Annotated in this window: 12 protein-coding genes, 1 other RNA gene and 1 pseudogene; 5 read left to right on the forward strand and 9 right to left on the reverse strand. The window is 56.7% G+C overall.

Annotated features, from left to right (window positions below; genetic code table 11):
- A partial coding sequence (locus NW828_RS10795) for a right-handed parallel beta-helix repeat-containing protein (RefSeq protein ID WP_414383790.1) occupies positions 1–1,208 on the reverse strand: 1,208 nt, incomplete at its 3' end.
- Between the two features lie 225 nt (positions 1,209–1,433).
- A complete protein-coding gene (locus NW828_RS10800) occupies positions 1,434–1,664 on the reverse strand; it encodes a hypothetical protein (protein WP_414383793.1) in 231 nt (76 codons plus the stop codon).
- A 110-nt stretch (positions 1,665–1,774) separates the two neighbouring features.
- Here NW828_RS10800 and NW828_RS10805 point away from each other — a divergent pair, with 110 nt between their 5' ends.
- From NW828_RS10805 to rnpB, 4 genes are all read left to right on the forward strand, one after another.
- Positions 1,775–2,128: a rhodanese-like domain-containing protein gene (locus tag NW828_RS10805; protein WP_414383796.1), complete on the forward strand. Its 354-nt coding sequence runs from the start codon at positions 1,775–1,777 to the stop codon at positions 2,126–2,128.
- Between the two features lie 21 nt (positions 2,129–2,149).
- Entirely contained in the window at positions 2,150–3,106 is a 957-nt protein-coding gene (locus NW828_RS10810; RefSeq protein ID WP_414383798.1) for a C45 family autoproteolytic acyltransferase/hydolase, read from the forward strand.
- A gap of 32 nt (positions 3,107–3,138) precedes the next feature.
- A complete protein-coding gene (locus tag NW828_RS10815; protein WP_414383801.1) occupies positions 3,139–3,375 on the forward strand; it encodes a hypothetical protein in 237 nt (78 codons plus the stop codon).
- A 32-nt stretch (positions 3,376–3,407) separates the two neighbouring features.
- Positions 3,408–3,838, forward strand: an RNA gene (rnpB, locus tag NW828_RS10820) — RNase P RNA component class A.
- Between the two features lie 539 nt (positions 3,839–4,377).
- On the opposite strand, the pseudogene NW828_RS10825 reads toward rnpB, so the two are convergent.
- Positions 4,378–4,584, reverse strand: a pseudogene (locus NW828_RS10825) (helix-turn-helix domain-containing protein); the annotation flags it as partial.
- 259 nt (positions 4,585–4,843) lie between these two features.
- Here NW828_RS10825 and NW828_RS10830 point away from each other — a divergent pair.
- Entirely contained in the window at positions 4,844–5,728 is an 885-nt protein-coding gene (locus tag NW828_RS10830) for an acyl-CoA desaturase (RefSeq protein WP_414383804.1), read from the forward strand.
- A gap of 79 nt (positions 5,729–5,807) precedes the next feature.
- Here the strand turns inward: NW828_RS10830 and NW828_RS10835 are convergent, their stop codons facing one another.
- From NW828_RS10835 to NW828_RS10860, 6 genes are all read right to left on the reverse strand, one after another.
- The gene (locus NW828_RS10835; protein WP_414343320.1) at positions 5,808–6,068 is read right to left on the reverse strand and encodes a hypothetical protein; all 261 of its coding nucleotides are present in this window, start codon (positions 6,066–6,068) and stop codon (positions 5,808–5,810) included.
- A 281-nt stretch (positions 6,069–6,349) separates the two neighbouring features.
- A complete protein-coding gene (locus NW828_RS10840) occupies positions 6,350–6,613 on the reverse strand; it encodes a helix-turn-helix domain-containing protein (RefSeq protein WP_011432496.1) in 264 nt (87 codons plus the stop codon).
- Positions 6,614–6,767: 154 nt separating this feature from the next.
- Entirely contained in the window at positions 6,768–8,027 is a 1,260-nt protein-coding gene (locus tag NW828_RS10845) for a sensor histidine kinase (RefSeq protein ID WP_414383807.1), read from the reverse strand.
- A 72-nt stretch (positions 8,028–8,099) separates the two neighbouring features.
- Entirely contained in the window at positions 8,100–8,867 is a 768-nt protein-coding gene (locus tag NW828_RS10850) for an SDR family oxidoreductase (protein WP_011432494.1), read from the reverse strand.
- Between the two features lie 193 nt (positions 8,868–9,060).
- Positions 9,061–10,035 (reverse strand): ketopantoate reductase family protein, encoded by a 975-nt coding sequence (locus NW828_RS10855; protein ID WP_414383810.1) that lies wholly within the window; start codon positions 10,033–10,035, stop codon positions 9,061–9,063.
- A 113-nt stretch (positions 10,036–10,148) separates the two neighbouring features.
- Positions 10,149–10,256: a PetM family cytochrome b6-f complex subunit 7 gene (locus tag NW828_RS10860; RefSeq protein ID WP_414329137.1), complete on the reverse strand. Its 108-nt coding sequence runs from the start codon at positions 10,254–10,256 to the stop codon at positions 10,149–10,151.
- Positions 10,257–10,810 lie beyond the last annotated feature (554 nt).

Consider the following 10,810-nt stretch of genomic DNA (forward strand, 5'->3'; position numbering starts at 1 on the left):
GGTGTAGGTGTCGGGGTGGGAGAAGGCGTCGGCCTAAGTGTGGGCACGGGTGTAGGTGTCGGGGTGGGAGAAGGCGTCGGCCTAAGTGTGGGCACGGGTGTAGGTGTCGGGGTGGGAGAAGGCGTTGGCTCAGGTGTGGGTGTGAAGAGTCCCACAGCAACTCTCTCAGCAAAGTTCCCCTGGAAGGCATTGCCGGCTAGGTAGGCTGCAATCACCACATCTGGGGTGCCGGGGGCCGCTTGAATTGCTATCCCTCTGCCCTCGCCCCGAGCCAGAAATGTATTTCCAGAAAGGGTACGGGCTTGTGTTCCTTGCAAGATGCGAATGCCGACGCTCCCGGCTATCCCACCCACGCCGATCCTGTTGGATTGAATGGATGGAATTGAGCCTGCCCCATCCAGTTGAATCCCGGTAGTGCCACTCGTACCTGCTTGCCGAGCCTGCAGCACTAAGCCAGCCCCAGCGGTAGGTGGATCCCCTTCGATTTGGTTGTTGCGGAAGGTCCCGCCGGAGTTGTCACCATAGCGAACGGCCAAAGTCCCTAAAGCTTGTAAGAGAATCGTGTTGTTCTCGAGGGTTGGGTTACTTCCTGGTGTTGTGCCTATGCCCACCCCGCCTGTTTTGCTAACGATTGACGAAATGCCGCTGACTCGACTGTTTCCGGAGATCTGCACACAGGGATCCAAAAATTGCTGGCACAAAATCTCGGCCAATTGGTTCAAGGCTCCCTCTAGAACCGCAGCATTGCCGTTGACCAAGATGTTGGAGCGAGGGTCGTTGAGGGTGACCTTGCGCGGCTGAAAAGTGCCACCGTTGACCTGAATCTTTCCACCTTCCAACACGACCTCTACCCCTTGCAGGCTAGTTTGGCTGGCTACAACCACATCGAACAACCCCGCTAGGATCTCGTAGGCAGCAGAGCTGGTAATCCGAATCCGCCCGCCATTGGTGCCGTCACCTCCATCCAGGGCGAGGTTCTTCTCCAGTCTCTCCTTGCCCGCCCCCAAAATCTGGATCAGCACCTCTAGTCCTGCTGTGGCATTTTGCAGCCGCTGCGCTTCTGCAACGGCATCGGCCACCTTGGTAAAGGGGCCCCTGGCCGGATCCACTCTCAGGATGATGGGCCCGCCACCTGGCGGAGGAAGAGGTGGAGAACTGCCGCCGCTGCCCCCACAGCCGAGGGCAATTCCGGCCAACAGGGGCAGCACCAGGGAAGTGATCCCCCAAGCAGATTTAGATAGCTGGCCGACCATAGGTGGAAAGCCCTTTAGAAGCGCTTATCGGTCAAGAGGGTCAGAGCAACCAACCACTGCCAGGAGGTCAAAATAGATGGCCAAGGTGGGATCCAATGCTCTCAGCAAAAACATCCTCTAATGGATCCCCTGTTCAGTCAAGGCTTCGCCAGGGATCCGCAATCAATCGGCAACAAAAATCTAACGCTCTTCAGGAACTTGGAGGGTTCCGGCGATAATGCTTTGCTTCACCGCTTCCACAGCAACCCCCAAATCTGCCGGGAGCAAGGCTTGGTTGTACTCCTCCAGGGCGTGGCCGACACCGTCATTCTCCAGGCCAAAGGTTCGAATGCCGCCGACAAAGGTGCCTTCCATCACGCTGCGAATCATTCCAGCAGTATCCGTGTCCATCAAAAAGCGCTGCACAGCCATACCCAAGCTAATCTCAAATCAAGGTGACACCTTAGCCCTTGTAGGCAGTCTCAGGGCAGCCATTGAGCCGGTGTATCTTGAGAAGGGATCCCTGTAGACCCGAGTTCACGATGTCTTTCTCCATCCGCTCCATCACGCCACAGCAGATGGCCCAATACCTGCAGGATCCTGAGGCCAGCCCTCTGCAACTGATCGATGTGCGCGAACCGGAAGAGCTGGAGCTGGTGAATTTGAATGCCCTGGGCTTTCGCAACTATCCCCTGAGCCAGTACGAGGAATGGAGGGAACGGATCCTCACAGAGCTGGATCCAGATCAGCCAACTTTTGTGCTCTGTCATCATGGCCTCCGCTCTGCTCAGATGAGCCAGTGGCTACAGGCCAACGGGTTCACTCAGGTTCATAACATCAGCGGCGGCATTCACGCTTGGGCTTGTGAGGTGGATCCCTCCCTGCCCACCTATTGAGGTCACGGGCAAACCAGCACCATGTTCCCCATTCTTCATCTGCAGGGGGATCCCCAGCAACGAGGCCAACAGTATGGATCCCAGGCGGCCCAACTCATTCGCCACAGCATTGCTAGTTACGCCCGCCAATTTGCCTACCGCTGTGGTCTCACCTGGCAGCAGGCCCAGACCCAAGCAGAGGGATCCCTGCCCTGGCTAGAGCGCCACGTGCCCCACCTGCTGGAAGAAATCCAAGGCATTGCCGCGGGGAGTGGCTTTCGTTTCGCCGAGATTCTGGCCCTCAATTTGCGCACCGAAATTTTATCCAGATCGGTTCCCAGGGGATCCCATCCCAACTGCGCCGCTGCTCTGGAACACAATCTCCAAAACGGAGTACCCCAGCACCCAGCGGATCCTGCTCATGAATGCAAGGCAATGGAGAAACTCATCGATCCAAACCCAGCCAAGTCAGATGGGGGAGAATGTACTACCCTAGCGGCCTTGCCCCAGGCTACCTCCACCCACCACACCTACTTGGCCCAAACCTGGGATTGGATCGGGGAGCAGCGCAGGGCCTGTGTGCTGTTGTGCGTTCGCTCCGATAACCACCCTGCCTACCTCACCCTGACCGAAGCTGGGATCCTGGCCAAAATCGGCCTCAACCGAGCAGGGTTGGCCGTGGCCCTCAACCTCTTGCGCTCTACCCTAGATGGGCAAACCGAGGGAATGCCGGTGCATTTGCTATTGCGCTTGTTGTTGGAGTGTGAGGAGTGGCAGCAAGCTGTGGAGAGGGTGAGATCCTATCCTTACACCGCCTCCTCTTGTGTCAGCGTTGCCGGTATTACAGGACAGGCGGTAGGCCTACAGCCCGCTAGTGCAATCAGCTTTGAAATCAGTCCACGAGGAATTGGCCTGCATCTCCCTCAAGGAGGGATCCTCGCCCACACCAATCATTTCCTGGATCCGGCCTTGCGAGAAGATGAGCTGCCCCCCATATAGGATCCTCCACAAGGCTAGAACGGGCCTATCATTTGCTTCGCCAGAGTGCTCAAACGGGAACCCTAGACGCGGTCGCTCTTCAAAAAATCCTACAGGACCGGACAAATGCCCCCCACTGCATCTGCCGCTATCCGGATCCCCATCTGCCCGTCTGGGATCGCACCGAAAGCGTGGCGGCTGTGGTGATGGATTTGAACCGGCAAATCTTACACCTGGCCCCCAACATTCCCGATCAAGTGGAGTTTGTACCGATTTCCGGGATTTTCTAGGTTTGGGAGATGCAGTAGGATCGAGCTGAAGAGAGAGGAGGGGCAGGCGATCGCGTCCTTGCTGTCGCCACCAGACAGCGGGATGAGGAAAGTCCGGGCTTTCAGAAGAACACACCGCTGGGGAAACTCCCAGTGCGGGTAACCGCGAGGATAGTGCCACAGAAACATACCGCCGATGGCTGGGATCCCAGCACAGGTAAGGGTGCAAAGGTGGGGTAAGAGCCCACCAGCAACGTCGTGAGGCGTTGGCTCGGTAAACCCCGGTGGAAAGCAAGGCCGCAGCCGCAGGATCATGGCTGTTCTTCGCCCCTGTTGGCTGCATCGAGATCACGGTACCCAAAGCGGGGAAGGGTGCTCTCGATGGTGGTGAGCCGCTAGAGGGTGATGGTAACATCACTCCCAGATAGATGATCGCCAGTGCAACTCTGCACTACAGAACCCGGCTTACAACCTCCTCTCTTTTCTATCTGGTCTCTGTTGGGTCACGCCTGCCATCCACAGCTCCACGCAGGCTTGCAGAAGGGGGGGGATCCTGGCGGTTTCGGCGCCTTTCTCTGATTTTTTAGATTTTTCATCCGATAGCTGCCCCTCAACAGAGGGCTTGGTTCCGTCGGCGCCAACGGAAGGCAACTCGGCAGTTACCGCCAACATTGCTGCTCCCAAAATCATTACATGCAAAACCCCAACGGCTGCATAAAGGCGATCTGGCTCGACAGATTGCAACTCAGAGTTGGGAAATCGCCGCAAATACTCTGTCAGCTGTTCTTGGGCCTGAGAAAAACCCATCCGCAAGGCGCGACGATGTTCCTCAGAATAAAGGCCAGCCTCCCCGACCAGGGAGCGCACCAGTTCAGGATTATCGGCCAAAGCCCGAAAACAGGTGTGGACATAGCGCAGGAGAATGGCTTGTAACCCAGAGCCTTGAGAGGGGGCGGGATCCGCCTTCAGAGGCAGATCGGCTATGCCGGAAAAGACCCCCAGCTCCCCAAATACGGCCAGGAGTAACCCTTGCTTGGTGCCGAAGTGCCGAAACAGGGTGACCTCATTCACTCCGGCCAAATCCGCAATTTGACGGGTGGTGGTTTGGGTGATGCCCTGACGAACGAACAGCTCCCGAGCCGCATTCAGCAGCCTTTGCCGAGAAGAAGGACGTGCCATAGTGAGGAGAAAACCTGAAGAATTGCGGCGGGCTGCAAGTGACGCTTGCATTTACGGTGGAATACCGCTAGGCTTAATGTCAAGCGAGAGGATGTCGGCAGCGTTGCCTCTGCTCCTCTTCTTCCTGTGTAGCCAAGTTCATCACAGCGGAGCACATAGCAAGTCACCGCTGGCTATGGCGGTGTCTTCAGAGGTTTGACTCCGTTTTCACGTTGGGCCGCTGTTATCCGGCGGCCTTAGCTTGGGCTTTGTGTTTTGGCTCTTTCCTAGTCAGTCTAGTCTACTTCTTCTTCTGAGGTTTTGTGGGTTCATGACCACTTCTTTTTCTCGCCAATCGCTGAATCATCCCGCTCCGCTCAATCGGCCCGAGCCCCAAGAGTCCTTTCGGTTTGCTTGGGAACATGTGCTCTTCTTTGCCATTTTTCACGTGGTGGCTTTGGTGGGAGGCATTTTCTTCTTCTCCTGGCCCGCTCTGGGGGTAGCCCTGTTTCTCCACTGGTGTTTCGGCAGCTTAGGCATCTGCTTGGGGTACCACCGCCTGCTCAGCCATCGTAGTTTCCAGGTGCCCAAGTGGCTGGAATATGTCTTCACGACTCTCGGTGCCCTGGCCGTTCAAGGGGGGCCGATCTTTTGGGTGGGTGGCCACCGTCAGCATCACGCCTTTACCGAAGACGAGGAGAGGGATCCCTATTCTGCTCGTAAGGGCTTTTGGTGGAGCCACATACTCTGGCTGATCTACCACCGCGAAGAATTTTTCAACCCTGAGAAGTATTTTGCCTTTGCGCCGGACTTGGCTCGGGATCCCTTCTACCGCTGGCTGGATAGGTACGCCCTGCTTCTGCAGCTGCCATTGGCCGCGATACTCTACCTGCTGGGGGGCTGGTCATTCGTCGTGTACGGTATCTTTGTGCGGACAGTGCTGCTACTGCATTGCACCTGGTTAATCAACTCGGCCAGCCACTTCTGGGGTTACCGGACTTTCGAGAGCAATGACAATGCTCGTAACCTTTGGTGGGCGGCGATTCTGACCTATGGTGAAGGGTGGCACAACAACCATCATGCCGACCCGAAGTGCGTTAAGGCCGGTTTGCGTTGGTGGGAGATCGACATGACCTACTGGGCCATTTGGCTGTTGGCGAGATTGGGCCTGGCTCGTAAGCTGCACCTGCCTGCCCAAGGCCAAGCTGCTCGCTGAACTGGTTTTTCCCAGACCTTGCAGAGGAATCATCCGGGGATCCCTATCCCTAGGGATCCCTTTTGGGTTGCAGAGAGAGCTAGTCTTCTAAGGGGCTATACTGCCACGCTCCATAGTGGTCAAGAATACGCTTAATTTGTTCTATGTCGGCATCGGGTTCTTGATGAATATGCAATGCCTCTATTTGGCTGTCTTGGTAGCGAAAGGTGGAGTTTTTTTTCCACTCCAGCTCCGTTTTCACCCCTGAAACACAAGCCAAATGGGCAGCCAATTCCCGATAAACCATCAGGGGCATAGAATCGTAGCGAACAGCGTAGCGTTTCAGCTTGGGGACGCTCACGTATGACAACCCAATCAACGTAGCTCAAAACAACTCAAGTATAGTCACTTCAAGTTAGATTAAGACGCTTCCTAACTACTCCGCGGTGTCGCCCAAATGCTCCGCATCACTTCCGCGAGCCCCCCAATCCCTCTCCCTAAGAGAGAGAAGAGCTAGGAAGCACTGCAACGGAACAGTTTCATTCCTCATTGAAATGACTATAACTTCTGGGCAATACAGTCACCAAAACCCCCCCGCTCAACACTCTTTGCTGGACACTTGACCGGCAAAACAGGATAGGACTAAGCAATTTTGTCATCGACCAAAGTGCAGCAGTTTACCTGATCCAGGCAAATCTTTCCCCACTGCAAGGCCCAGCGTACTAAGGCAACCCGATTTGCCGTTCGGGTCTTGCTCAAAATATTGCTGATGTGATTGTCAACGGTGCGCTTGCTGATCTCTAGGCGTTCCGCGATGTCCTGATTGGTCAGTCCTGCTGCAATCAACTCAATGACCTGCAGCTCCCGTTCGGACAACAAGTCTGCGGAATGATAGTCAGTACCCATTCCGAATGCCTGCTTAAGATGAACTGTAAGGATTACCTACCCCAATTCTAGGGGATCACCCCTGAGATGGACAGCCCTGAAGAAAGGAAATCTTAGGCGATTCTCGTCCAGATTCTGGCTGCGGGCCACTGACGCGAGCGTTTTCGGATAGGCTTCACAAGGGATCCAAGTGCTTCCGGGGCAGTTCCACCTGAACCCACAGCCCACCGGTTTGTGGGTGATTGCGCAATTGGATGGTGCCCCCATGAACCTCGACAATCTGCCGCACAATTGCCAGCCCTAGGCCGGTTCCGCCTTTGCTGCGGGCCCGCGCAGTGTCGGTGCGGTAAAAGGGCTGAAAGACCAACTCAAATTGATCTTCTGGCAGGCCAGGGCCGTGGTCGTACACCTCTAGCCGCACCTGGGATCCCTGCTCCGAAAGCACCACGTGGATAGGAGAGTCGGGCTTGCCATACTTGATGGCGTTGTCCAAGAGATTGAGAACGAGGCGGTATAGGCGTTGCTCATCCCCCCAGAGATAGATCTGGGACGATCCCCTCAGGTGCAGTTCCTGGTGGCGGGGTTTGGCCAACGGCTCCAAACTTTGCCAGGCTTCCTGCACCAGACTTGCCAGATCCACCCAGCGCCACTGAGAGCGGGATGCGGCTCCCAGATTGAGGGCACTGAGTTCGAGCAAGTCTTGAACCAAATGGCTCAGGCGCAGAGTTTCATTTAGCAATCGTTCCACCCAGACTGCTTGAGCGGCATCGACCCGGCTTTGTAAAGTTTCGGCCAGCAAGCGAATGGAGGTGAGGGGGGTTTTCAGCTCGTGAGCCACATCCGAAGCCCAGCGATCCCGCTGTTGGGCCAGCATTTTTGCTTCCAGCCGGTCTTCTAAAAAAATGGCCACGTGCGCTTGCGGCAGGAGCAACCCCCAAGCCCGCAGCGGAATCGGTTTGCCATCCCCACCGGAAGGGTAGAAAATCCATTCGCGACTTTGGACAGGAGCAGCGGTCTCCTGTCGGCGGGTAGCCTCGATGAGCTGATCCAACTCATAGGAGCGCACCCATTCCAGCAAGAGCTTGATGCCCGGCTGCCATTGGTTGATGCGCAGCAGACGCTGGGCGGCAGGATTGCACTCCAGCACCACGTTGTTTTCGTCTACCCGCAGATATCCCCAAGGGAGCCGCTGACTCAGGTATTGCCAGTTTTGCAGTTGCTGTTTTTGGTTGGCCCAATCCAGATCTTGTTGGCGAAGATAACGGCTGAGCAAGCTGAGCATCTGTTCCAGGGAGTGGAGGGGCATGGCCAGATGCACCAGGGATCCCAACCGCTGCAATTCGCGTCTGAAACGGCGCCGAGTCTGCCACAGCAGGAGCAACGTGCAAAGCAAACCGATTCCCAACCCGATCAGGATCCCGGCTTCCAGTCCCATGTTCCCACCACCTTTGCTGCCATTGTCGCTCAGGGAAGCAAGAGTGGAGGCGAAAGCCCGGTTGCCGGCCTCTTATCGACGATGTACGAGGGTGGTACTGGCTTGGTCGGTGGGCACAAGCAAGATCTCGCTGATGTTCACGTGGGGGGGACGGGTTGCCGCAAACACCACCACCTCGGCCACATCCATCGCCGTCAAGGGGGTGAGGCCCTGATACACCGCTGCCGCGCGGGCGCGATCCCCACGGAAGCGCACTTGGCTGAACTCGGTTTCCACCAGGCCCGGCTGAATCTCGGTGACGCGAATGGGGGTGCCCAGTAAATCCAGCTTCAGCCCCTCGGAGATGGCCCGCACGGCGGCCTTGGAAGCGCAATACACAGCGCCACCTGGGTAGGTCTGCCGACCGGCAATGGAGCCGATGTTCACCACATGGCCTCGACCTCGCTCCACCATGCCGGGCAAAACGGCGCGGGTAACATAGAGCAACCCCTTGAGGTTGGTATCGATCATCTCTTCCCAATCTTGCAAGGCCCCCATGTGGAGCTTGTCCAAGCCACGACTTAAACCTGCATTGTTGACCAAGATGTCGATGTTGGCCCACGGCGAGGGCAAAGATTGAAGCGCCTGCTGCACGGCTGCCCCATCCCGCACATCCAAAGCCAGCAGGTAGGAAGGAGTGCCGTAAGCCTGCTGCAATTCCCCAGCCAGTTCCTGCAGCCGATCCTGACGGCGGGCCACCAGAATCAGGCGGGCTCCAGAACGGGCAAAAAGGGTGGCACAAGCGGCCCCAATGCCGCTACTGGCTCCGGTGATGAGCACGATGGAGTTTTCAAGCATCATTTGCTAATTCAAATGCTGTGATTTCAGTTGGGTTGAGTCGGAGAAAAATGGACAGCTACCTTCAGCTTCCTCGTCAGTTCGAGGCTACAGCCATTCTAGGAGTTCGAGCCACTTCCCCAAGGGGAGTCTGGGATCCAGCAAACGAATCGTTTCTCTGCCGTTCGGTAGCGACCCTACCGCTCCCTGCAAGAGCCTAAAGAGAGCGCTCCAGCAGCTTGACGCAAGCATACAGAGTATCCAAATGGGGAGTGGGCACCCCCACCAAACGCCCCAACTCGGTGATGGCTCCCACAATGGCCTCGATCTCCGTCCGTCGCCCCAGCTCAATATCCTGCAGCATCGAGGTGCGATGGGATCCCACGCGGGCTGCATCTTCTAGCCGCTCTTCCAAAGAGACCGGCAGCCGGATCCCCAGAGCTTGGGCTACAGCCTCAACTTCCCGCATCACCGACCGAACCAGAGCATGGGTGGGTGGGTACTGAGCAATCTCATCTTGAGCAGCTCGGGTGAGGGCGCTGATGGGATTGAAGGCAGCGTTGCCCCACAGTTTCTGCCAGATCTCGGCCCGAATCTGCGAGGTGAGGGTGGTGGAAAGCTGCGCCTGTTCAAAGATGGCGGCCAAGGACTGCAACCGCCCTGACAGGGATCCATCCGGCTCCCCCAGAATGTAGCGCCCACCCCCTGTGTGCAAGACCACTCCTGGCTCTGCCAACTGCACGGCGATATACACCACACAGCCGATCACCCGCTCTATCGGCAGATGGGCAGCGATAACCCCTTCTGGATCCACGGAAGTCAGGGAATGCCCCTCAAACTCGCCGCCATGCCGGTAGAAGTACCACCAGGGGATACCATTCTGGGCAATCACAATGGGGGTGTCTGGGCCACACAGGGATCCCAGCCGAGGGGCAAGCTGCGGCAAGCTGTGGGCCTTGACCGTCACTATCAGCCAGTCCTGTGGGCCAAGGGCAGCCGGGTCGTCGGTGGCCGTCAAGTGCTCCACCCAGGTTTGGGAGGGATCCCCCTGCCGGATGAGCTTCAGACCTTGGGTGCGGATGGCCTGCAGGTGAGCTCCACGGGCCACGACACTGACGGGAAAGCCAGACCGAGCCAGGCATATGGCCAAGTGACTTCCCACCGCCCCAGCGCCAACGATACAAATCTTCATGAGTTTATCATCTTTCCGCCACCCACCTCATATCCAGGTGGCCAATTGACATGGAATTGACATGGAGCTGTAACAAGGCCCGATACCGGGCCCGGGAGAAATCCTCGACAGCTTTACTCTGCCCCCCCTTGGGTCACCCTCAGGATCCCGTATCCAAGTGCCACGCCCACCAGGGTCAGCACAATGCAGAGTCCAGCAATGGTGAAGATCTCGCCAGCCATAGATTCAGCTTCCTCGCAAATGGGATACATCGCCTTCTCAGGATATCGGATCCCAAGCCCTGGCCTTCACTCCAGCGGTGTAGCGGCCCAAACCCAACTCCTCGAAAAACAGTCGTTCTCCCAGACTTGATGAGATCCGGCTATCCGCCTCTATAATGAAAGCAATTTACAAGTCTTTACCGGCATAGGCTAAATTGTAATGCCTACAGCCGTAAAGCTTGTTTGGTGGCTCTCGAATGGCCCGTTGGGCCTCGCGAGTTGTTGAAACGGTTCTAAGTAGGGTCTTGAAGCGCTAGGGATCCTGACTTAACGGGAAACTCCTGAGCAGTTCTTGCCAAAGAGCCGTTCAAGGAAACTGAGGCAAAAGACCCAGGAGTTGAGTCTTTATACCTAGGCTCCGCTCCTGCTTCGAAGAAGCAAACTTTGTAGTTTCATTAATGTCCTCATTCATTTAGATGTCTTTAAGGAGTAGTTCAGATGACCATAGCGGTAGGGCGCGTGCGTCAGGAGCGAGGATGGTTCGACATCGTCGATGACTGGCTCAAGCGCGACAG

It is taken from the genome of Synechococcus sp. W55.2, from assembly GCF_047461635.1.
Taxonomy (GTDB): Bacteria; Cyanobacteriota; Cyanobacteriia; order Thermostichales; family Thermostichaceae; genus Thermostichus.

Coding starts and splice junctions, on each gene's coding strand:
- NW828_RS10800 (WP_414383793.1), bottom strand. CDS start 1,664: ATGGCTGTGCAGCGCTTTTTGATGGACACGGATACTGCTGGAATGATT.
- NW828_RS10805 (WP_414383796.1), top strand. CDS start 1,775: ATGTCTTTCTCCATCCGCTCCATCACGCCACAGCAGATGGCCCAATAC.
- NW828_RS10810 (WP_414383798.1), top strand. CDS start 2,150: ATGTTCCCCATTCTTCATCTGCAGGGGGATCCCCAGCAACGAGGCCAA.
- NW828_RS10830 (WP_414383804.1), top strand. CDS start 4,844: ATGACCACTTCTTTTTCTCGCCAATCGCTGAATCATCCCGCTCCGCTC.
- NW828_RS10840 (WP_011432496.1), bottom strand. CDS start 6,613: ATGGGTACTGACTATCATTCCGCAGACTTGTTGTCCGAACGGGAGCTG.
- NW828_RS10845 (WP_414383807.1), bottom strand. CDS start 8,027: ATGGGACTGGAAGCCGGGATCCTGATCGGGTTGGGAATCGGTTTGCTT.
- NW828_RS10850 (WP_011432494.1), bottom strand. CDS start 8,867: ATGATGCTTGAAAACTCCATCGTGCTCATCACCGGAGCCAGTAGCGGC.
- NW828_RS10855 (WP_414383810.1), bottom strand. CDS start 10,035: ATGAAGATTTGTATCGTTGGCGCTGGGGCGGTGGGAAGTCACTTGGCC.
- NW828_RS10860 (WP_414329137.1), bottom strand. CDS start 10,256: ATGGCTGGCGAGATCTTCACCATTGCTGGACTCTGCATTGTGCTGACC.